Source organism: Flavobacteriales bacterium, from assembly GCA_020635395.1.
Lineage (GTDB): Bacteria > Bacteroidota > Bacteroidia > NS11-12g > UBA9320 > UBA987.
In genome coordinates, this window is record JACJZV010000001.1 from 302,921 (window position 1) to 324,869 (window position 21,949).

Annotated in this window: 19 protein-coding genes and 1 pseudogene; 13 read left to right on the plus strand and 7 right to left on the minus strand. The window is 39.3% G+C overall.

The window, feature by feature from the left end:
- Window positions 1–7: 7 nt before the first annotated feature.
- The gene (locus tag H6607_01285) at window positions 8–481 is read right to left on the minus strand and encodes a hypothetical protein (GenBank protein MCB9260994.1); all 474 of its coding nucleotides are present in this window, start codon (window positions 479–481) and stop codon (window positions 8–10) included.
- Window positions 482–677: 196 nt separating this feature from the next.
- Here H6607_01285 and H6607_01290 point away from each other — a divergent pair, with 196 nt between their 5' ends.
- From H6607_01290 to H6607_01305, 4 genes and pseudogenes are all read left to right on the plus strand, one after another.
- A complete protein-coding gene (locus H6607_01290; GenBank protein MCB9260995.1) occupies window positions 678–2,282 on the plus strand; it encodes a DUF1800 domain-containing protein in 1,605 nt (534 codons plus the stop codon).
- 18 nt (window positions 2,283–2,300) lie between these two features.
- A complete protein-coding gene (locus tag H6607_01295; protein ID MCB9260996.1) occupies window positions 2,301–3,899 on the plus strand; it encodes a DUF1501 domain-containing protein in 1,599 nt (532 codons plus the stop codon).
- 229 nt (window positions 3,900–4,128) lie between these two features.
- Window positions 4,129–4,976: pseudogene (locus H6607_01300) on the plus strand (hypothetical protein).
- A gap of 196 nt (window positions 4,977–5,172) precedes the next feature.
- Entirely contained in the window at window positions 5,173–6,348 is a 1,176-nt protein-coding gene (locus H6607_01305; GenBank protein ID MCB9260997.1) for a DoxX family protein, read from the plus strand.
- 11 nt (window positions 6,349–6,359) lie between these two features.
- Here the strand turns inward: H6607_01305 and H6607_01310 are convergent, their stop codons facing one another.
- Together H6607_01310 and H6607_01315 are read right to left on the minus strand one after the other, a co-directional pair.
- A complete protein-coding gene (locus H6607_01310; GenBank protein ID MCB9260998.1) occupies window positions 6,360–7,130 on the minus strand; it encodes a DUF2807 domain-containing protein in 771 nt (256 codons plus the stop codon).
- Between the two features lie 6 nt (window positions 7,131–7,136).
- A complete protein-coding gene (locus tag H6607_01315; GenBank protein MCB9260999.1) occupies window positions 7,137–8,213 on the minus strand; it encodes an acyloxyacyl hydrolase in 1,077 nt (358 codons plus the stop codon).
- Window positions 8,214–8,596: 383 nt separating this feature from the next.
- On the opposite strand from H6607_01315, the gene H6607_01320 reads away from it, so the two are divergent.
- The 4 genes from H6607_01320 to H6607_01335 all read left to right on the plus strand — a co-directional run bounded on the left by H6607_01320 (window position 8,597) and on the right by H6607_01335 (window position 13,298).
- Window positions 8,597–9,460 carry an RNA polymerase sigma factor RpoD/SigA gene (locus H6607_01320; protein ID MCB9261000.1) on the plus strand — a complete coding sequence of 288 codons (864 nt, stop codon included), beginning with the start codon at window positions 8,597–8,599 and terminating at the stop codon, window positions 9,458–9,460.
- A gap of 117 nt (window positions 9,461–9,577) precedes the next feature.
- The gene (locus H6607_01325) at window positions 9,578–11,479 is read left to right on the plus strand and encodes a DUF4836 family protein (protein ID MCB9261001.1); all 1,902 of its coding nucleotides are present in this window, start codon (window positions 9,578–9,580) and stop codon (window positions 11,477–11,479) included.
- Between the two features lie 5 nt (window positions 11,480–11,484).
- Window positions 11,485–12,114, plus strand: coding sequence for an ATP-binding cassette domain-containing protein (locus H6607_01330; protein ID MCB9261002.1), 630 nt, complete (start codon window positions 11,485–11,487; stop codon window positions 12,112–12,114).
- 2 nt (window positions 12,115–12,116) lie between these two features.
- Window positions 12,117–13,298 carry an ABC transporter permease gene (locus H6607_01335; GenBank protein MCB9261003.1) on the plus strand — a complete coding sequence of 394 codons (1,182 nt, stop codon included), beginning with the start codon at window positions 12,117–12,119 and terminating at the stop codon, window positions 13,296–13,298.
- 3 nt (window positions 13,299–13,301) lie between these two features.
- Here H6607_01335 and H6607_01340 read toward each other — a convergent pair whose 3' ends face one another.
- Complete coding sequence (locus H6607_01340) at window positions 13,302–14,153, minus strand: pantoate--beta-alanine ligase (GenBank protein MCB9261004.1); 852 nt, start codon at window positions 14,151–14,153, stop codon at window positions 13,302–13,304.
- Window positions 14,154–14,252: 99 nt separating this feature from the next.
- On the opposite strand from H6607_01340, the gene H6607_01345 reads away from it, so the two are divergent.
- From H6607_01345 to H6607_01365, 5 genes are all read left to right on the plus strand, one after another.
- Window positions 14,253–15,068 (plus strand): glycogen/starch synthase, encoded by an 816-nt coding sequence (locus H6607_01345; protein MCB9261005.1) that lies wholly within the window; start codon window positions 14,253–14,255, stop codon window positions 15,066–15,068.
- Complete coding sequence (locus tag H6607_01350; protein ID MCB9261006.1) at window positions 15,043–16,425, plus strand: DUF4270 family protein; 1,383 nt, start codon at window positions 15,043–15,045, stop codon at window positions 16,423–16,425. Before H6607_01345 ends, H6607_01350 begins: the two co-directional genes overlap by 26 nt.
- Before the next feature lie 35 nt (window positions 16,426–16,460).
- Window positions 16,461–17,327, plus strand: a complete 867-nt coding sequence (gene aroF / locus H6607_01355; protein ID MCB9261007.1) for a 3-deoxy-7-phosphoheptulonate synthase — start codon at window positions 16,461–16,463, stop codon at window positions 17,325–17,327.
- Between the two features lie 147 nt (window positions 17,328–17,474).
- On the plus strand, window positions 17,475–18,470 hold the full coding sequence (locus tag H6607_01360; protein MCB9261008.1) for an aspartate-semialdehyde dehydrogenase: 996 nt from the start codon (window positions 17,475–17,477) through the stop codon (window positions 18,468–18,470).
- Between the two features lie 21 nt (window positions 18,471–18,491).
- The gene (locus tag H6607_01365) at window positions 18,492–19,553 is read left to right on the plus strand and encodes a 2Fe-2S iron-sulfur cluster binding domain-containing protein (protein ID MCB9261009.1); all 1,062 of its coding nucleotides are present in this window, start codon (window positions 18,492–18,494) and stop codon (window positions 19,551–19,553) included.
- A 10-nt stretch (window positions 19,554–19,563) separates the two neighbouring features.
- Here the strand turns inward: H6607_01365 and H6607_01370 are convergent, their stop codons facing one another.
- The 3 genes from H6607_01370 to H6607_01380 are packed head-to-tail and all read right to left on the minus strand — an operon-like array spanning window position 19,564 to window position 21,925.
- The gene (locus H6607_01370) at window positions 19,564–20,340 is read right to left on the minus strand and encodes a diaminopimelate epimerase (protein MCB9261010.1); all 777 of its coding nucleotides are present in this window, start codon (window positions 20,338–20,340) and stop codon (window positions 19,564–19,566) included.
- A gap of 7 nt (window positions 20,341–20,347) precedes the next feature.
- Window positions 20,348–21,349 (minus strand): hypothetical protein, encoded by a 1,002-nt coding sequence (locus H6607_01375; protein ID MCB9261011.1) that lies wholly within the window; start codon window positions 21,347–21,349, stop codon window positions 20,348–20,350.
- Between the two features lie 3 nt (window positions 21,350–21,352).
- A complete protein-coding gene (locus H6607_01380) occupies window positions 21,353–21,925 on the minus strand; it encodes a sigma-70 family RNA polymerase sigma factor (GenBank protein MCB9261012.1) in 573 nt (190 codons plus the stop codon).
- Window positions 21,926–21,949: the final 24 nt, after the last annotated feature.

Below are 21,949 nucleotides of genomic sequence, written 5' to 3' on the forward strand. Positions count from 1 at the left end.
TTAAAATTTAAAAGTTATAAGTAAGGCCGGGGGTTACATACCAAAAATTATCCCAATTGCTGGCTTGGGTAAAAATGCCCCAATTATCATTAAGCATATAGGATGCCCCCAATCCGTATTCAATAAACGCCCTTTGGGTAGAAAAATAAGAGCCAATTCCGGCCAAAGCGTACCCACTGGCAGAGCCAATAGGGAAGCTAATGGCTGCTTTTAACTCATACCAATAGTCGGAAGCGGAGCTTTTGTTAAAATCGGCAAAATTGCTTCTTCCTAAAACCAAACCAACGCTTGTTGATTTTTTCATGCCGCCAAATTCGATGGACGGGTAGGAAGTGCGGGAAAACGTGCTTCCTGCCGAGTTTCCAACCGATAAGCCAACAGAGCTATACCATGATATTTCGCTGTCTTGAGCAAACGATGGAAAGTAGCAAAGTGCAAGTGTGATGATAAGATAAAATCTTAGGGTCTTTTTAATCTTCATGTTGGGCAAAAATAAACTCGAAACTATATTTTTTAAGTTAAAAACTGCAATAAATCGACAATATGAAGTAATAATTCTTGGAAAGCCCACTTTTTCTCCAAAAAATTAATTGGGCAATAGTTTATAACCCTACTGCAAATTCCAAAATCTTCTGTACCTTAGCATTGTTTTTTACGTTCATAATTAATTCATAAATATGATATCAGCAACTCAAAAAACGGCTCGTACCCAATCCGGAATTTCGGCATACAGTGGTTCGTGGACAGAAAAAGAGGTAACACATTTGTTGCGAAGAACCATGTTTGGTGCCGCTATGGATGATATTGCTTATTTCAATCAAAAATCCATGTCGGATGCGGTTGATGAGCTTTTGGCTCCGGTTTCTTCCAAACCTGCCCCTCCCGTAAATGCATATAATAATGATAGAATAACCGACCCTGATATTGCACTTGGACAAACATGGGTGTATGGCCCGTATAATGCAAACTTAAACAATGTGCGTCTCAATTCTCTAAAACAATGGTGGACAGGGCTTATGATTCATCAGGATAGAAGCATTTTAGAAAAAATAACACTGTTTTGGCACAATCATTTCTCTACCGAAACGGAGGTTTATCGCGACCCAATCTATGGCTATAATCATCAACAATTGTTGAGAGACAATGCGTTGGGAAATTTCAAAAATCTGGTAAAATTGGTAACACTTGACCCTGCTATGCTTGCCTATTTAAACGGGAGTGCAAACACCAAAAATGCTCCTGATGAAAATTATGCCCGCGAGCTACAGGAGTTGTTCACATTGGGCAAAGGCCCTGATTCTAAATACACCGAAAGCGATGTGCAGCAAGCTGCAAAAGTGCTGACAGGGTGGAGAATTAACAGAACAAATTATACCACCTATTTTAATGCCAGTTTGCATGATAGCAGCGATAAAGTGTTTTCTACATTTTTCTCCAGCACAACAATTTCTGGAAAAACCGGAGCTGCCGGTGCCACAGAGTTGGACGTTTTGTTAGATTTAATTTTTTCGAGAGAAGAAGTGGCCAAATTTATATGCCGAAAGCTGTATCGCTGGTTTGTATATTACGAAATTGGCGAGGCCGAAGAAACCAATGTGATTGCTCCATTGGCCGATATTTTTAGGAATAATAATTACGACATAAAACCCGTCTTAGCGGCACTTTTAAAAAGCGAACATTTTTTTGATGTGGCCAATCAGGGTTGTTTAATAAAAAGTCCGGTAGATTTTACGGTGGGTATGATGCGGCAGTACGACATCGTTTTTCCGGATAATTCATACTTAGAAGAGCAATACTACTTTTGGTCGATTGTTTGGCAGGCGTGCGTTATTCAACAACAAAATATTGGCGACCCGCCAAACGTGGCAGGATGGCCAGCCTATTATCAGGTGCCTCAATATCATGAAATATGGATAAACACCGACACCTTGCCCAAACGAAATCAGATAGGCGATATTTTGGCATTGGCCGAAGTGTCAAGAAATGGATTGAGTATCAAAATAGAGCCTACTGCAGTTGCCGAAATGTTTCCAAAACCCGAAAGTGCTACCGATTTGGTAAACGATATGGTTAAATATTTCTTTACCCTTGATGTGAGCAGCGACCAAAAAGAATACATGCGTTCTTTTCTACTTTCAGGGCAGGCCGAAAGCTACTGGACAGCAGCTTGGAACGATTATCAGGCCGATAAAACCAACGCTGTAAAGAAAAATGTAGTCACGCTGCGATTGCGTGGCCTTGTAAAATACATCATGAATTTGGCCGAATATCAATTGTCGTAAACTATAAAGGAAAGAAAAATGAAACGAAGAGAGTTTATAAAAAATACAGTTCCGTTTGCGGCACTTCCCATTGTTCTCAATGGTTTGCCCATTACTGCCCTGGGCAATCCGGATATGATGAACGCCTTGAGTGGGGCTTTTGTCAATACCGACCACGTGCTGGTACTAATTCAGTTGAGTGGCGGAAATGATGGGCTGAATACGGTTATCCCAATCGACCAATACACCAATCTTGCCAAAGCACGGTCAAACGTAATGATTCCCATATCAAAAGTGCTGGTTCTGAATGGGGTGGATAGCACGGGTTTTCATCCGTCTATGACACACATGCGGTCGCTATTTGATAACGAAAAATTAAGTGTGGTGCAGGGCGTTGGTTATCCAAATCCAAACTATTCGCATTTTAGGGCAACAGATATTTGGCACACGGCCTCTGATTCTAATGAGGTGCTGACTTCCGGTTGGGTGGGCAGATATTTGTCTCACGAGTTTCCCAATTTCCCTAACGGATTTCCAAACACAGATATGCCCGACCCATTGGCATTGCAGGTGGGTTCGGTGGTTTCTACCGTTTGTCAGGGAGTGAGCGTAAACATGGGCATGGCCATCAGTGACCCATCGGCCTATTACCAGCTTTTGACAGGAAACTACACTCAATCGCCCACAACAAAAGCAGGCAAAGAGTTGGATTATGTGCGGCAAGTGGCCGAGCAAAGCAATGCCTACGGACAAGCCGTTAAAAATGCGGGCGATAAAGGAGCCAACAAAAGCACAAAATATCCAACTACAGGGCAAAATAGATTGGCCGATCAGTTGAAAATTGTTGCCCAATTGATTTCCGGCGGTTTGAAAACCCGTATTTATATTGTTACTCAGGGCGGATACGACACCCATGCCGCACAGGTAGATGCCACCGCGGGCAATGAAAAAGGCTCGCACGCCAATTTATTAGGTCAACTCAGCGAAGCCATAGATGCTTTTCAGGATGATGTGGAACAATTGGGTTTGGCGGATAGAGTTTTAGGCATGACCTACTCCGAATTTGGCCGCCGAATTATGTCTAACTTCTCTTTAGGGACCGACCACGGAGCAGCGGCACCGTTGTTTTTGTTTGGTAAAAATGTAAAACCCGGTATTTTGGGCAAAAATCCAACCATTGCCTCTACCGTTGAGGTAAATGACAATTTACCCATGCAGTATGATTTTAGGTCGGTATATGCCAGTGTGCTAAAAGATTGGTTTTGTCTGGAAGATACCGAGGTGGATTCGGTCTTACTAAAAACCCATCAGCAATTGCCATTGGTAAATGAAAATGCCTGCACAACAAGTTCGGTAGAAAGGGCAAGGTTGCGAAAATCGGGCGATGCGTATGTTATGAATTACCCGAATCCGGTAAGAGATTTTACCACCATTCGTTTTGAATCTACTGGAAACCATATTCTACTGCAAATTTTTAACAGTCAGGCACAACTGATCGAAACGTTGGTTGACTCCGAAATGCCACACGGCGAACACGAGGTAATTTTCAACGCAACCGCACTTGCCTCCGGCACTTACTATTATCGCTATCAAAACGGCAGCTTGCAACAAACAAAAGCAATGGTGGTGGCGAGGTAGTAGGGGGGGAGAGAATATCGGTGGGAAGTTTTTTGGAAGTCGAGTTGTTTGGAATACCGTTTTGTTGTGATGTTTGTGCTGGTTGCAATACAGCGAAACAACGCCAATACTCACTCTTAGATAAAGAATAATTGTATATAAAACGTTCTTCGCACAATGATGTGGACTTGACTTGCACCGAATAAGAAAAGAAGTGACTCAAGATTTTTATCAAGTAAAAAAGAGGAAGATGAAAAAGGATATTTCGATAAAGCTTTTTGAAGAAAAAAAAGTGCGTTCGGTTTGGAATGAAGAAACTGAGAAATAGTATTTTTCGGTGATTGATATTGTTGCCGTATTAACCGAACAAGTGGAGTATAAAAAAGCACAAAGCTACTGGACTGCATTAAAAGGCAGACTTAAAAAAAGAAGGTAGTGAGATTGTCACAAAATGTGACAAACTGAAATTAATGGCTGCCGATGGCAAAAGATATCAAACCGATGTAGCCGATATAGAAACTATTTTTAGATTGATACAAAGGATCCCTTCACCCAAAGCAGAACCCTTTAAACTATGGATAGCCAAAGTAGCTCGTGAGCGGATTGATGAAATAGAAGACCCTGAAATAGGTATAAACAGATTGATGGATAATTATCTAAAAAGGGCTATAGCAAAGAATGGATAAATCAAAGGCTCAAAAGTATAGAGGTTCGCAAAGAACTTACTGATGAGTGGGAAAACCGAGGTGTATAAAAAAGGCCAGGAATATGCCATACTCACCGATGAAATTACAAAAGCATGGAGCGGATTTTTAGTAAAAGCATATAAAAAACACAAAGACCTAAAAAAGGAAAATCTGCGAGACAATATGACCAATTTTGGAATTGATACTCAATATGTTGGCCGAAGCCACCACTACCGAAATAAGCAAGGAATAGAAGCCTAAAACTTTTTGTGAAAACAAACATATTGCCAAGCAAGGTGGCACTATTGCAGGCAACACACGGAAAGAAATTGAGGAAAAAACGGGCAAAAAAGTAGTTTCTAAATTAAACTCAAAGAATACTTTACCAAACCCTCATAAAGAAATTGAATAATGGCATTTCTGCACGAATATTCAATAATCCGTTGCCAAAGGAGCATTAGGACAAGTTGATGTACCCCAAAAATCGCATTCAATCAAGAATGTACCAAATACCGCTCTAAATGGAGCTAATCATTCCAACCAAAACCCAATGTTTGTCATTCAAAAAAAGGGAACGTAATTTGCGGCAAAACGAAAAAAATTACCGTATGAATAATTGGATTAGAGCCGGAAGGGTTTTTTTAGCAGTGATGTTTGTGTTTTCTGCACTTTCAAAAGTCATTTCTATAGGCTTTTTTGATGGTATGGTGGCCGAGCTGTTTTTAGGGCAAAACTGGCCTGAAAAAGAATCGCAATATGTTTGGATACAATGGTTTACGCGGTTCGTTGTGGCCGGGGAGTTGGTGCTGGGAGTGGCTTTACTCCAAAATTATAGGTTCAAAAAATTGGTGTTGCCTGCGGCCATTTTGCTGCTGTTACTGTTTACAGTTCATCTGTTTTATTCGGGTATAACAAGCGAAAAGGGCTTTATAGAAGGCAACTGCGGCTGTTTTGGCGATATTCTTCCGATGAATAATTTGGAAAGTATTCTTAAAAATGTGGTGGCAATGCTGGTTGGATTTTTTGTTTGGAAAAAATATAAAGACGAACAACAACACGGCTTGGCAGGCTGGGTAGCACCGCTGGTGGTGGGCTTAGTTACGTTCGGTACGCTCGGTTTTTCAGTACGCTATCCTTACACTCCAGGGGTAAATGAAATACTAACCGATTCATTGTTTGTTGATACCTCATACCATGAAACCATTGACACATTAGCTAACAAGCAGCCAGTGGATACAGCTACCAAACAGCCAACCAAAGTGACAACCGACAATGTTCCGAATACGGTAGAAGCCGTTAAGAAAATTGCCGTGCTTTCAGCTCTTGATAAATTTGGGAATTTCTCAAACAATAAGAAATTTGACCCATCAGGCACCAAATTGCTTTGCTTTTTTAGCATGACCTGTCAGCATTGTCAAGAAAGTTTTAAAGAGTTAAATGAAATGAAGCAAATGGGTGGTTTGCCCGAAATGTATTTGGTGGATTATGGTAGAGAAAATGAGCAAGACTATTTCTTTCAGCAAGCCGGTGGATACAAACCTCCGCACATTCGCACAGAAGATTATTTGTCGTTCAATAAACTATTAGAGGGCAAAGGCTTTCCGCGAATGTTGGTAATAAAAAACGGGAAAATAGCTCAAGAGTGGGGGCTGGATACCTACAACAAACAAGTAGTGATGGACTATTTTGGTATTAAGGAAAAACCAAAAGACGATGGATTGATAAAGCCCAAAACCGGGGACACTTGGGGCGATGATTTGGATAAAAAGAATCCGTGGGAATAGCCAGATTAGGTCTATTTTAACAACAATAATCGGCCGTTGCGTCTAGCCTCTTTCACGGCCAGCACCTCGCTTGGCTCTTTTACATAATATACGTTTCCATTGCCGTATATGCCCACATAAATAATTTTGGTGGCGTTTATGTAGCTATCAAGCGGGCTGTGATTATCAAAAATTACTTCATCGCAAATCAGATTTCGGGCATCTAATTCGGAAATTTCTTCGATAGACCCTGACAACTTAAATGCTCTACCGGCAATAATGGTAGCACCCGAGTTTATCGACTCAACATTTATTTCTCCATCCGTATTTACCAGCAAATTCACATCATTGAGGGCGGTATGGTATAGCTTCAATTTGGACAAAGACAGTGTATCGCTGCACGAAATGCTCGAAGCACCTTCACAAAAAATATCGTCAATGGATTTAATAAAAACCTCTACTGTTATTTTTCGGTCGTATGAACGGACAAAGTTGCATTTGTTGCAGTTTTCGATTTTTAATTGTCCGTTTTCAATTTTGGTCGATACCCCTTCCAACACATTTTTTCCACCCGTTATTCGTACTTTTTCCGTATGAGAAGTATCTTGAGTTAGCACCAAATCAAACTGGTTCGTTACATAAATGGAGTGAAACGATTCCAATGTTCTTTCCACAGTTTCGTCTTTTCCGGTGCTGCTAAAGCAATCATTCATTTGCTCTTTTTTACACCCATTAAAAAGCAGAACAAGCAATAGGATACCGGAAATGATTTTGAGTGACGGGCGAAGAATACTGTAGTACATTTTTACTTAAAATTTATATCCCAAACCCCATGTAAAATGATCGGCAATGCCAAAATGCGTTTTTAAAGCCAACACGGCATACCCTTTTTGGTTGAAGTGATAATTGAAACCGATACGCTGATAAATGCCATATTTAGAACTGGTAGGTTTGTATAAATAGGCACCAAAATCAGTAATAAAATAAACCCGGCTTATCAGCAACTGGTGTCCGGCAAAAAGCCCGCATTCCAATTGTTCGAACAAACCCAATTTTTGAGAATTGTCCACTGAGGCAGGGTCAAAGTGGTAGGTTCGATCTCTATAAAAGTCTGTTCCAAAACGCCAGCCTCGTTTGATGTTTATTCGTTTTATTCGTACAGCTTCTATGTTAAAAATATGAAAGCCTGTGGTGTTTGTAAGACTTTGCTCTTTAAATCCATAAGCAAAGTGTACCTGCCATTTATTTGGTTTAAGCGTATCCACAATGGGGTTTTGTTCGTTCGATTGATCAATTAAATAGTGCAGGCCAAAAGTAAGTGATGGCATATTTACGCCCAAATTGGGTATTCGAAAACTGCCGTTGCTAAAGTGTGTAAGCCCAATGCCCACGTGGCTTTGAAGCGGTAAGTTGTTGTATTGATGCTCCCAAAGCAAAAGGCCCTGCATTACACCATTCACATGACTTCCAATGGCCAAATTGTGCCTATTGGTATAAACATCAAATTTTTTGGTTAGGTAGGCCAACCCCGTGCTAAACCGCATTCTCAAATTACTTTTTGTTCTGTTTGTTAGCGAGGTTTCAAATCCGGGCATGGCTGCAAAGGCTTTTCCGGTGAGCTCGGGTCGGCCCAAATCCATATATAAAAAACCCATGCAAATTTTGGGTTTGTTATAAACCGACGCCCACGGTTGTACAGATTGTTGTTTTGAAATTTGCAGTTGAAACCCATGTATGTGAGCTTCTAGATTTTGAGCATCCACGCGATGAGCCACCAAAAACCCCGGATAATAATTCATGCCAACGGCCATTTTGGGTAGCTCCTGAGCAATTGCCAATACTGATTGGCATACCAACAAAAACAAAAAAACTACCGATCTCGACATTATCATTAACAATTTCAAAAGTATGATTTTGAAACACAAATGCCGAAAAAACTTCACAATTCAAAAAATGTAAACCAGCGGGTTTCAAAAAGATAAATCAAGTGTGAAAGGCCAAAATCAATTCCAAAAGTGGATGCCGGAGAGGGTTAAAATGGGAAATTAAATTTTTTTTTATTTTTTTTTTGCTAAGGGTGGAGTTTAGTTGCCAAAATTATTTGTAGAAATGATGTGCATTTGCGGCTGAGATATTAGTGTTTATCGTGGTTTGGCAAGATATTTGATATGCGAGGAGCGAATGAATTTTGACAAAAAGCATCAAACAAAATGCTACCTTTGCCAATTCTTTTTTGTAGTAGCATTAAAAGCAAAGTTATTTAAAGCACATGAGACAGCTTAAAATCAGCAAACAGTTTACCAACCGTGAAAACAAATCTTTAGACAAATATCTGAACGAAATCAGCAAAGTGCCGATGATTGATGCCCAAGAGGAGGTTGTGTTGGCACAACGAATCAGGGAAGGAGACCAAGCCGCACTTGAAAAGTTGGTCAACGCCAACTTGCGTTTTGTGGTTTCTGTGTCAAAACAGTATCAAAATCAAGGACTTACGCTTGGCGATTTGATTAACGAAGGAAACCTGGGTTTGATAAAAGCTGCCAAACGATTTGATGAAACCCGTGGTTTCAAATTCATTTCGTATGCTGTTTGGTGGATTCGTCAAAGCATTTTGCAGGCTTTGGCTGACCAATCGCGTATTGTACGTTTGCCATTAAACAAAGTAGGTTCTATTGGTCGTATCTCTGCTGCCGCTGCCAAGTTGGAGCAAGAGCATGAGCGTGAACCAACGCCTGAAGAAATTGCAAAAGAACTGGATATTCCGGTTACCGAGGTTGAAAATGCCTTCCGAACCTCCGGCCGACATTTGAGTATTGACGCACCTTTAACCGAGGGTGAAGACAATACATTGTTGGGTGTTTTGGATAACAACGATGAGCCGGATCCGGATAATCCGTTGTTGAACGAATCATTGCAAAAGGAAATAAACCGTGTTATTTCTACGCTTTCAGAAAAAGAAAGAGACGTATTGAAATATTATTACGGTCTTGATGGGGGGCCTGCACACACATTGGAAGATATTTCTGAGAAAGTGGGATTAACCCGCGAGCGTGTTCGTCAAATAAAAGAAAAAGCCTTACGACGACTTCGCAAATCATCAAAAAGCAAAATTCTTAAAACCTATTTGGGATAAGAAGTTGAAGATACCAAAAAAGAAGGCGGAGCATTTGTTCCGCCTTTTTTTTGATTTATTTCTGTTGATGGTTAAATTCGTCCCAAACAAAGTCCAATAGTCAATAAAAATTTTCGTATGAAATTTACCAAAAACATAAATTTATCATTCTTAATCAGTCTGGCTGCTTCATTGTTCTTTGCGTCGTGTAGTAGAAAACCTGCAGGGCTTTCGCCCATTCCAAAAGATGCCAATTTTGTGATGGTGGTTGATGCCAAAAGCATGCACAAAAAAGGCGAATTGGGCGAATTTGTTAATTCGAAGGTGTATAAATGGCTTCGTCAGGAGTTTAGAAAAAACAACAAAAAGTTGAGCGAAATTTTGGAAGAAGCCATTGAGGATCCCAAAAAATGTGGCATTGATTTGAGGGATGAAATTTTTGTGTATGTACTCAACGAAACAAAAAGCAAAAGCTACACCTGCGTTTCACTTTCTATGAGAGATAAGGAAACTTTTGAGGATTTTTTCGAGAATATTTTAGACAATACCAAAGTGCGAAACTACGATGATTGGGAAGATAGAGGCGGTTTAAAACCATTGCATTATACCATGGATAATCAGGAAGATTATGATTATTTCATCATTGGCAATAATGAAATGGCCGTTGGCTATGACGATGATAAGATTGTGGCTGTGATTCCAAATGGTTTTCGAACCAAAGATTTGGATGTGATGGTGGAAGATGCCATGACAAATACGAAGGATAATGGCATGATGGCGAACAAAGATTTTGAGGAGTTTATTGACGAACATGGCGATATAAGTGTGTGGTTTAACACCAGTTTGATAGACGAGAATATATCCAACTATGAAAGAAAAAACATAAAAGTGAACTTGGCGGATAATTTGGTAATGCTTCACACAAACTTTAACGATGGCGAAATTGCCGTTACAACCCATTACAAACCAAATGAAGAAATGTCCGAGTTGTTAGAGAAGCACAAATATTGGGACCATGCGTTTAACAGCGATTTGCTGGATTTGCTGCCCGAAAAATCATTCGGGTTGGGTAGTTTTTCTATCAACATGGAAGATTATTATCATCTGTTAGAAAAGCAAATGGACGTAAAGGACATTGAAGATGGCCAAATTGATATTCAGGAAATTATGACTGCCTTTGGTGGTAGTTTTCTATTTAGCATGTATGATTTTGACGATTTAGAATATGCTGATTATGATTATGAATACGGCCTATGGAGCGAGGAAGAATTAAGTGGGGAAATGGAGATGGAAGATGCGGAAGAAGTGGAGGAGTATGACATAGAAGAGGAATTGCTCCGAGGTACGAAATGGCAGAATTCTGATGAGTTTTATGTTATTCCTGTTCAGGAAAATCCAGGTGAGAGGTTGAGGAAATTATTGGAGGATAGAGAGATGAACGATTTTAACTTTAAAGTACCTCCACGAAGTCAAAATGGAAAAAGGTATGGCTACAAAAAAGTGAAAAAAATCAAAAAAACCCTGATGCCCTATATGGCTTTAGCCTTTGATATTGCCGATGAAAAAGTATTTGAGGACTGGATTGAAAAAATGGAAAAGAAAGTGGAGAAGAGGGATGGGTATTATAAATATTCATTGTTTGAGAAATACGCCATTTATTTTGCCATAAAGGATAAAAAATGCCTGATAACCAATGACGACAAAGTCATCAAAAAATTTGAAGGCGAAAAACAGTTTGACAAAACCTTGGCCGATGGTGATTTTAAAGATGAGCTGACCAAAAGTATAGCTTTCGGGTATTTTAATCTGAATGTGAGCAAATATCCACGAGAGGTACGAAACCGAATTGAAAAGGATATGGACGCACAAGAGGAAACGATGCTCGATATTTGGAGTGATGTGGTGGAAGGAATTCAGTTTAAGTCCACCAAAATGAGTGAGGCCGAATTCAAATTTTTACTCAACGATAAAAAGCAAAACAGCATAAAAACCTTGTTGAATGCCACAAACGACAACTGGAACAAATTTGTGGACAGGTAGCATCAATGAAAGTTGAGTTTGACAGCGTAAAACCGACGTATTTGTCGGCTGCGGATATTGAGTTCTCGGAAGTGTATCTGCAACCCGGCTTGCAGTTTCAAGAAGGCAAAAAATACCTCATAAAAGCTCATTCCGGCAGAGGCAAGTCGTCTTTTCTAAATTTGCTATATGGCAAAACAAGAAATTTTGATGGTAACATAAAATATCGAGGGTTTGAACATAAAGAGTTGTTTTCACTCCGAAAAAGTGTGATTTCGTATGTATTTCAAGATTTAAAATTATTTGGCGAGTTGACCGCTATTCAGAATGTTCAATTAAAAAACAATTTGACCAATTGTCAATCAAACGAACAAATAGTTGAGTGGTTTAGCATGTTGAATCTGGAAGACAAAATTCATCAAAAAGCAAAAACTTTGTCAATGGGGCAGCAGCAACGTGTGGCCATAATCAGAGCCATGTGTCAACCTTTTCAACTACTTTTGCTCGACGAGCCTTTTAGTCATTTGGATGGGGATAACATTGCACTATGTGTTGAAATAATCAACCAGCAGGTAGAGAAAAACAGTGCAACGCTCATCTTGACGAGTCTTAGCGATGATAGTTTGTTTGATTATGATTTTAAACTAAAACTATAGCTATGCTCAGAAAACTATTAGCCCAAACCCTTGTGCCAATACAAATTGTAGGATATGCATTCACATTGTTGGTGGGGTTGTCGTTATTCTTATTGCTGCTTCAGGGGTTTATAGACATCAAACCCATATTGGAAACTCAAACAGAAGTATTTGGAAAAAATGCGGCAGTGGTGAGCAAAGAAGTTTCTGTTTTTGCATCGGTAAATCGGAATGCTACCTATTTTACGGAAGAAGAAATTTCGGAAATAAAAGAGCAAAAATTTGTAAAAAGCATAAGCGAATTTAAAAGTGCCACGTTTAAAATTGACGCATTTACATCCGCATCAGATAATGTTCCATTATTTCATAGCGATTTGTTTTTTGAAAGTGTTCCGGATGATTATATCGATATAGAAAATGAAGATTGGAATTGGCAGGAAGGGCAAGAGGAAATTCCGATAATAATTCCTAAAAACTATTTGGATTTGTATAATTCTAGTTTTTCTCAAAGCCAAAATTTGCCTGTTTTGTCAGAAGGGGTCATCTCTATGATACGTTTTGGTGTGCGGCTGAGGGGCAATAATAAAACCGGATTGCACAAAGGCCGAGTGGTGGGTTTTTCGTCAAAAATAAATTCCATTTTAGTGCCGCAATCATTTTTAGATTGGGCAAACATTGAGTATGGGCATGGCAATGTTAAACGAACAAATCGGTTGCTTGTTGAGTTTTCGAATCCTGCGGACGCAGCCTTGCTCCGTTTTTTTTCTGATAGAAGCTACGAGGTTTCAAAATCGGAATTAGAAACTAGCCGACAATCATTTTTTGTTCGAATAATCTTCTATACCTTGTTTTTTGCCACCATTTTAATGGTGGTTTTGGCCGTTTCGTTTGTGTTTTTGAGCGTCAGTTTAATGCTGCAAAAAAATATAGATGTAATAAGAAACCTCTATGATATTGGGTTTTCGGTAAAAGAAATTGCCTTGTATTATCAAAAAATAGTGATAGCTATTTCCATAGCTATAGTTGGTTTGGGCATTACAATAGTGCACGCGGTACGCAAATTTTATATGGAGTATGCGGGCAATTATTTTGAAGTAAGTTTCCCGAAATCTGTTTTTATCACTATTGGAGTTGTTTTCGCTTTAGGTCTTTGCATTTTATATTTTTTTGCTATTCGCCAAAAAATAAAGCGGCTGGTGGCCTAAAGTTTAGGGTTGTTTGAGAATTATATTATCCAACAGTCGCACACCTCCATATTTCACCACCGTTAAAGCCACCACATACTCAGCTTCAGCTAATGATTTTACCTCCTGCATGGTGTTGCCATCCACACAAATTAAATATTCGAGCTCGGCATCTTTCAGCGAAGTCAGGTATTTTATACTGCTTTCAAGCGATTCGGCCAACGGTTTAAACCGAGTTCGTTCTTTGAGCTTTAGAAGCGATTTGTAAATAAACGAGGCACGTTCACGTTCATCGGGGCTAAGCCTTTGATTTCTGCTGCTCATGGCCAGTCCGTTCGGCTCCCGCATAATGGGACAAACCACCATATTAATATTGAAATCATAATTCTTTATGAGTGTTTTTAGAACCACAGTTTGTTGAAAATCTTTTTGTCCGAAATAGGCATTGTGCGGTTGAACAATTTCAAAAAAACGCTTTACCACTTTGGCCACACCTTGAAAATGCCCGGGTCTCAAAGCACCTTCAAACATAGTGTCGAGACCATCCAAGTCTATTTCTTCATCGGTATAGTCTTCATTATATAAATCATCGCTTGATGGGTGAAACAAGTAGTCAACCCCGGCAGCAGTCAGCATTTTAATATCATCCTCAATAGGCTGCGGATATTTGTCTAAATCACTTTTGTCGTTAAATTGTTTCGGATTAACGAAAATACTGCAAACCGTAATGTCGTTTTCAGATTTGCACCGTTCCATAAGCGAAATATGTCCGGCATGCAAAGCACCCATAGTAGGCACAAACCCTATTTTAAGGCCATTGTTTCGCAGTGTTTGCAGCCTGCTTTGCAATAAACGAGCAGTTTTAAGGATAAACATATAATAAAAAATTAAATAAAATACAAGTATAACGTGCGGCAAAAAAGCCAATAATGAGGGCTACCTTTGCACTCGCATAATAGTAAAAACACTTTATTTATGGAAAACAACAGAAAAAAAGTATTATTCATTTCATCAGAAATGAGTCCTTTTTTAGAAAGCAACCCCTTGTCAGACATCGCCAGAATGTTGCCACAAGCCGTTCAAGAAAAAGACAATGAGGTAAGGATTTTAGTTCCCCGATTTGGTGTAATTAATGAGAGAAGAAACCGGTTGCACGAAGTAGTGCGTTTATCCGGAATGAACATTACCATTGACGACAACGACAATCCATTGACTATCAAGGTTGCCTCTATTCCAAGCACTAAAATGCAAGTTTATTTCTTAGACAACGAAGATTTTTTTCACCGAAAAAGCGTTTACGGCGATGAAAATCAAGAGTTTTTTAAGGACAATGACGAAAGAACAATTTTCTTTTGTAAAGGAGCATTAGAAACCGTAAAAAAATTGGGTTGGTATCCTGATATTATTCATTGCCATGGATGGATGACCAGTTTGATACCACTTTATTTGAAAACTATCTATAAAGACGAACCGGTATTTTCTAATTCAAAAGTAGTTTACAGTGTATTTAATAACGAGTTTCAAGCCTCTTTGGGAGAAGATTTTTCTCGAAAAGCGAGTTTGAATCATATTGAAGATAACGAAATGAAACCTTTTGAAAATGCAGATTGCTCAAGTATGTATATTGGTGCAATTGCAAATAGCGATGCGGTGGTAAAATGTCAGGAGCTGTCTCCCGATGTGTTAAATTATCTAAACAGCAGCAGTGATAAACCCGTTCTTGAACACAACGGTGAGAATATCGCTGTGGACTATACAGAATTCTATGATACACTATTGGCTAGAAATTAGCCGTAAGGCTGCCCGGAGGGCAGCCTTACTTTTTTCTTTTAGCATTACGGTTTTTGTTGGTTGCAAAGAGGCTAACGACATTGTCGGAGAAAATTTTATTGATAAAGATTTGTATTTAAACACTTCCTTAATCGATACACTTGCAGTAAAAACATACACCATAAAAGAAGATTCTTTAAAAATAGATTCACTATCGGCCACGCTTTTAGGGGCTATTCATGATGGTGATTTTGGAATTAGTTCGGCAAGTGCCTATCTGCAAATTTTGCTTCGCGAAATAAATGTGGATTTTGGCACAAACCCGACCATTGACTCGGTGGTGCTTTCTATTGCCAAGCATACTGGAGTGCCGAGCTATGGCAGCTCTGCTTCAACAAATGAAATGGAAGTATTTCAAATGGCTGAAATAATTCAATCAGAAAAAAGCTATTATTCAAACTACAAGCCAAAACTCGGAAACAAAATTGGCGATTGGAAATACAATCTTCGATTGGCTGATACGGTTTGGTTTGAAGAAGATGGTCAAATGAATTGGTTGATAAATACCTATCGAATCAGGTTGGATAAATCTTTTGGTGAAGATTTGGTGGCCAATGGTAATTTTGGAAGCAACGAAGCCTTTTTGCAAACCTTAAATGGCATTGCCATTGTTCCCAAGTCAAGCTCATTGGCAGTGGGCGAAGGTTCGATTGTGGCATTAAATAAAAATTCCGATCAGTCAAAATTGATTGTCTATTACAATGGAAATTTGAGAAAAGAATTTGATATTACTTCTGAATCTCAAAATATTTCATCTTATGAGGTGGTTCACACCAATACCGAGTTGTTAAATCAGATTTCCAATCCGGGTACAAACTACTCAAAATGTTACGTTCAATCTATGGCCGGATGCAAAATGAAAATAGAAATCCCGGGTTTGTTAGATTTAGCTAAAACAGGTGGGGAATACGCCATTAATGAAGCTGAAATAACGTTTAAACTTGAGAGCGGTTCTGTTACCGACCATTTTTCGGCTCCTACCCGTTTGTTGTTGGTTCAACCTTCAGAGGTGGACGGTTCAAATGCCTTTATTCTTGATTTGGTTGACCAATTAATTCCACCAACAAGCCAATGGCTCGGTCATACCACCTACGGAGGGTCGTATAACGCTTCTAATCAGATATATACATTCCGATTTACACGTCATCTTCAACAATTGTTTGACGAGTATAAAACAACGGGCAACGATAATAACCGAGGTTTTTATTTAATTATTCCTTCCGACAACCCAATTACTCCGAGTCGAGCAATTATAAATACTGGCAACACAGGTACGGTTAAAAATTTAAAGGTTAACATCAGATACACCAAACTTTAAGAAAATCTTAACGTTAATTTGCATAAACAAAAAGGTTGAAAGAAAATCCTAAATACAAGTTGGCTGGAAGGCACTGGAAAAACAACAAAACGGTTGTTGATGTGCATGATTGTCAAATTGGCGGCGATGAAATTTTTATGATTGCCGGACCTTGTGCCGTTGAAAGCGAAGAACAAATAGATGAGATTGCTCAGTTTGTTATTGGTTTGGGGGTTAAATTTTTGCGTGGAGGAGCTTTCAAACCAAGAACATCGCCATACAGTTTTCAGGGGCTGGAAGTAGAAGGCCTAAAACTGTTAAATGGCGTGTCCAAAAAGTATAACTTAGGAATCATAACTGAAGTGTTGGATTTGAGTTTGCTGGATACTGTTTACCCCTATGCCGATATTCTTCAGGTGGGAGCCCGCAATATGAAAAACTACCATTTCCTCAAAGAATTGGGCAAAACCGATAAGCCAATTATGTTGAAAAGAGGAATGGATGCCACGGTGGAAGAATGGCTTTTGGCTGCAGAATACATTTTGTTGGGTGGAAACGAAAATGTCATTTTATGCGAAAGAGGCATCCGAACGTTTGATGACAGCAACAGAAACACCATGGACATTGCTGCTATTGCACTGGCCGCTCAGTTGACCCATTTGCCTATCATCGCCGACCCAAGTCAGGGAACTGGAAACAGAAACTTAATTGGTGCGATGAGCAAAGCTGCCGTTGCTGCCGGAGCCGATGGATTGATGATTGAAGTTCATAACAATCCAAAAACGGCATTAAGCGATGGGCCACAATCTTTGTACCTGGAACAGTTTGCCGAAATGCTTCCCGAAATTGAAAAAGTGGCATCGGCCATAGGAAAAACATGCTCATGGCGTGTAAACTCGGAAGTGATAAATGCCGAATTTTAATTTTTACTTGATTTAAACCTGTTATCATCAACATCGTTTGAGTGAAAATAAAAGATGTGCCACAAAACGCTAAATAACCCAATTCCACTGAAACGTTAGACTAGTTCGTATGATATTTCTTTTCTTTGCACATTATTTTTAGAATTTATGAGAATAGCCCTTGTGGGAGCCACCGGAATGGTAGGCACAGAAATGTTGAAAGTGCTTGATGAGAGCCGCTTAGCTATTTCTGAAATTATACCCGTTGCCAGTGAAAAATCAGTGGGGAAAGAAATTAATTTCAGAGGTAAGAATTATTCATGCGTTGATTTGGCAACTGCGGTTTCTATGCACACAGATGTGGCATTATTCTCAGCCGGAGGAAGTGTTTCGTTAGAGTGGGCTCCAAAATTTGCCGAGGCAGGCACGTATGTTATAGACAACTCTTCGGCATGGCGAATGAACGAAGAAATTCCATTAATCGTTCCCGAAATAAACGCTGGAATTTTAACCGAAAACAATCGGATAATTGCCAACCCCAATTGCAGCACCATTCAAATGGTCATGGCACTCAAACCGTTGCATGAAAAATATGGCATCAGTAGAATTGTGGTCAGCACCTATCAGTCGGTTTCCGGAACGGGTTATAAAGCAGTCAATCAGATGAACGCCGAGCGAATCGGGCAATCGGCAGAAAAAGCCTATCACTACGAAATTGATAAAAACTGTATTCCGCATTGCGATTCATTTTTAGATAACGGATATACCAAAGAGGAAATGAAATTGGTTAACGAAACCAGAAAGATTTTGGGCGACTCAACCATTCGTATAACCGCCACTGCTGTGAGAGTACCCGTAGATGGCGGACACTCTGAGGCGGTAAATGTGGAGTTGAAAAAACCATTCGAGATTGAACAAATAAAAAAGGATATTTCTGAAATGCCAGGGGTAACCCTGCAAGATGATTTGGCCAATAATATCTACCCAATGCCAAAACTCAGCAAAGGAAAAAATGATGTGTTTGTGGGAAGAATAAGAAGAGATGAAAGTGCCGAAAATACACTGAATATGTGGGTTGTGGCCGACAATCTTCGCAAAGGTGCGGCCACAAATGCAGTGCAAATAGCCGAATATTTGGCCGAAAACAATTTAATAAAACAATAAATTTTCGCTTAAAACAATACGATGCCTTCAGGATTTTTTAAATTAAAAGTTGATAAAATAACCCGAGAAACAACCGAGGCAGTAAGCATCCGTTTGCTTATTCCGCCACCTTTAAAAGCGATGTTTCAATACAAAGCCGGACAGTATTTAACACTTCATGCCATGCTAAATGGCGAAGATGTTCGTCGGTCATACTCCGTGTGCAGCAGTCCTTTTTTGGATGAAATGCCAACAGTTGCCGTAAAGCAGGTTTCAAATGGCAAAATGAGTACGTTTCTTAACAAGGATTTGAAAGAGGGAGACCTCATTGATGCAATGCCGCCCATGGGCAAGTTCTCTGTAGAGCCCAATGAAAATGCTCAAAAACTCTACATGTTGTATGGTGGTGGCAGTGGTGTAACACCAGTAAAATCAATTGCTTTAACAGTTTTGAATAAAGAACCGAAAAGCAGAGTAGTGTTGGTTTACGCCAACAAAAATGAAGATTCTATCATTTTTAAAAACGAATTTGACCAATTGGAAACCGAATTTTTGGGTCGGTTAAAAATAATTCATTCGCTTGATAATCCTCCGGCAAACTGGTCAGGGCTGTCGGGTATGCTAAATGCGGAAAAGATTATAGATATTGTCAATAAAAACGCCGTTCAAAGTGTCGTTACCGAGCATTTCATTTGCGGCCCAACGGGTATGATGAAAATGATAGAAGACACCTTGAAGCAAATGAATGTCAAGGCAGAACATATTCATTTGGAGTATTTTACGGCAATTGTAAAAGAAAAACCTGAAAGCGAAACCGTAGAGTTTACGGGTGAAAGTAAGGTTAAAATCAGTGTATTTGGACAAGAAAAAACGGTTTCTGTAAAACCAAATCAAACCATTTTGGAAGCTGCTCAAGACGCAGGGTTAGATCCTCCATATTCTTGCACCGTGGGTGTGTGTACCACATGTCGAGCAAAGGTGTATAAAGGTGAAGTGAAAATGGATGAAAGAGAAGGCCTGAGCGATGCTGAAATTGATGAAGGATTTGTGTTGACCTGTCAATCGCACCCTGTTTCGCCAGAGGTAGAGTTGAAATACGAGTAAAATTGATTTTCTAAATTTCTATCAGGCCGGAGAAGGTCTTTTTTGCAGGGCCAATTAAATATATTTCGGTAAAATGGTTACCACTCTTGGTAAATTCGACCGTCAAATTACCTCCCTGGCTTATAACCGGAATGCGATGAAACCCATCGTTTAAATTTAACTTTAAAGAGTTGGCAATGGCCGCTGCTGTAACACCAGTTCCACAACTCAATGTTTCATCTTCAACCCCTCGTTCATAAGTTCTGATGGATATACCGTTCTGATTTTGACCAACAAAATTGACATTAATTCCTTTTTCGGAAAACCGGTTGTTGTATCGTATTATGTGTGCTTCTTCAATTATTTTGATGTCAGAAACGGAAGGACAAAAACGCACAAAATGTGGAGATCCAGTGTTTAAAACAATATCTTCTCCCAAATATTCTGCTTCCAACACATCATGCATTTTGAGCTTTACCAAATCACCTTCTATTTCGGCAAAGTGAGTGCCATCGGTCGATAAAAAATGGGTGGTGTGCCCAATTATACCAAGACTTTTGGCAAACATTACGGCACATCGGCTGCCATTTCCACAAAAACTTTGACTGCCGTCAGAATTAAAGTAAATCATGTTGAAATCCAGATTTTCGAGCAGTTCAATCACAATTAAGCCATCGGCTCCAATGCCAAATCTCCGATTGCAAATTTGGGCTATTGGCAAAGTTGATACATCAAACAACGCCTCTCGATTGTCTATCATTACAAAATCATTGCCCGTGCCTTGATATTTTTCAAACGAAATATTCAAAAAGGAATTAGTTATTAAGAGTGTTAATCAATTGGGTGTCAGTAATTTTGGTCAAGGGTCGTGCGGTGTTGTCTGCAATAAGCAAATAATAAGAACTTCCTTTTTTCAAATAGGTTTGCCCGTTGTATTGAATGAGCTGCAGATTGTCAGAAACAATGTCGTATAGCCTTAATCTTTGACCGTTATACAAATAACCCTTAAACCCAACAATGCTATGCCAAAACTCAATTTTTTGTGTTCCCGCGGCATTTTTCAGCAAACTGGGTTTTTCATCCAATGCCTTTTCCTCAGAGGTTTCTACCTGTTTATTGGCTGCTTCCTTATCAGCAGTAGTTGCGGCTATTTTGGCCTTTTCCGCAAGCACATAAACAGCGACATTTCTGTAAGCAGTTATCGAATCGCGGTTAACCGATGCCTTGTCCCCATCAAGTTTGCTTTCGTCTTCACGAAGTTTCTGGAGCAAATCATCATCGCTTTCTTGATTAAAGGAAGCCGAATTGTCATTAGTAACTATATCAGCATTAGCTTCAGAAGTTTGAGCATCTGCTAAAATTTCTTTTTCTGTATTTGCAGCAGGGGCTTTCTCTTTATTGGTAGAGTCTTGTTCGTTTAAGTTTCCTACAATATCAGGCTCCCTGTCAGATTGGTTGATATTTTGATTTGTGGATGTTTCATTTTTTGCAATTCCCGATTCTTGCGTAGGTAGCATTATTTTTATGGATAAACCAATGGCAATAATGGCTAAAAACGAAGCGGCCATTGTAAGTGACTTTCTATTAAAAGGAATAACGAGGCCTTTTTTCTTGGCTTGCGTGCCAAGCATCGCTTTTAGCTCGGCGTGTCGGCTTTTTTCGATGTTTTTAATGATGGCTTTTTGAACTTGCACCTGATACAAAAAGTCGGGGTCGTCTTTAAGTTGAATTTTGAATTTATCTAATTCTTGCCCTATCAATTCGCCTCTAAGGTATTGGTCAATCAACTCAAAAGTTTCTTGCTCGTTGGTATTCATAGCTTAAGAATTAAAAAAATCAGACCTCGAATACTGAGCCAAAACAGAAGTTTGAAGGCGTTTAAAACATTGGTATTTTTTTGATTTTACGGTATCGGTATTTGCAAATCCGAGCTTTTCGGCAATTACCTTGTTGTCGTAGCCATCAAAATAAAAAAAACTTAACAGTTTTTTACAGGTTTCATCAAGCTCAGAAACCAATTGATGGATTACTTTATGATCGAGATGATCCGTGCTGATATTGTCGGCAGAAATTTTTTCCTGAAACGATTCGTCCACCACCGTAAATCTTGATTTCTTTTTTAATCGTTTAAACCAAAGGTTTTTTACAATAGCCATTAAATAGGTACTCATTTTTACGGTAAGCGTAAAATCGGGCTTATTCACATTTCGCCACACCGCAATGAGTCCGTCTTGGTAAACGTCGTCAATTTCTTCTTCCGTACCATTGTTTTTAAGTATAAAGCTCTTTACCATAGAATAATACGTTTTGTACATACTAACAAGTGCTTCTTCGTTGCCGGTTTTGATTTGTTCAACCAGCTGCGAGTCCGAAAATTTATTTCGTAGAAGCATTTTTATAGAGCCTTTATATTAATT

Coding starts and splice junctions, on each gene's coding strand:
- H6607_01380 (MCB9261012.1), bottom strand. CDS start 21,925: ATGCTTCTACGAAATAAATTTTCGGACTCGCAGCTGGTTGAACAAATC.
- H6607_01325 (MCB9261001.1), top strand. CDS start 9,578: ATGAAATTTACCAAAAACATAAATTTATCATTCTTAATCAGTCTGGCT.
- H6607_01335 (MCB9261003.1), top strand. CDS start 12,117: ATGCTCAGAAAACTATTAGCCCAAACCCTTGTGCCAATACAAATTGTA.
- H6607_01350 (MCB9261006.1), top strand. CDS start 15,043: ATGATACACTATTGGCTAGAAATTAGCCGTAAGGCTGCCCGGAGGGCA.
- H6607_01285 (MCB9260994.1), bottom strand. CDS start 481: ATGAAGATTAAAAAGACCCTAAGATTTTATCTTATCATCACACTTGCA.
- H6607_01340 (MCB9261004.1), bottom strand. CDS start 14,153: ATGTTTATCCTTAAAACTGCTCGTTTATTGCAAAGCAGGCTGCAAACA.
- H6607_01295 (MCB9260996.1), top strand. CDS start 2,301: ATGAAACGAAGAGAGTTTATAAAAAATACAGTTCCGTTTGCGGCACTT.
- H6607_01375 (MCB9261011.1), bottom strand. CDS start 21,349: ATGAATACCAACGAGCAAGAAACTTTTGAGTTGATTGACCAATACCTT.
- H6607_01290 (MCB9260995.1), top strand. CDS start 678: ATGATATCAGCAACTCAAAAAACGGCTCGTACCCAATCCGGAATTTCG.
- H6607_01305 (MCB9260997.1), top strand. CDS start 5,173: ATGAATAATTGGATTAGAGCCGGAAGGGTTTTTTTAGCAGTGATGTTT.
- H6607_01345 (MCB9261005.1), top strand. CDS start 14,253: ATGGAAAACAACAGAAAAAAAGTATTATTCATTTCATCAGAAATGAGT.
- H6607_01315 (MCB9260999.1), bottom strand. CDS start 8,213: ATGTCGAGATCGGTAGTTTTTTTGTTTTTGTTGGTATGCCAATCAGTA.
- H6607_01360 (MCB9261008.1), top strand. CDS start 17,475: ATGAGAATAGCCCTTGTGGGAGCCACCGGAATGGTAGGCACAGAAATG.
- H6607_01320 (MCB9261000.1), top strand. CDS start 8,597: ATGAGACAGCTTAAAATCAGCAAACAGTTTACCAACCGTGAAAACAAA.
- H6607_01310 (MCB9260998.1), bottom strand. CDS start 7,130: ATGTACTACAGTATTCTTCGCCCGTCACTCAAAATCATTTCCGGTATC.
- H6607_01330 (MCB9261002.1), top strand. CDS start 11,485: ATGAAAGTTGAGTTTGACAGCGTAAAACCGACGTATTTGTCGGCTGCG.
- H6607_01365 (MCB9261009.1), top strand. CDS start 18,492: ATGCCTTCAGGATTTTTTAAATTAAAAGTTGATAAAATAACCCGAGAA.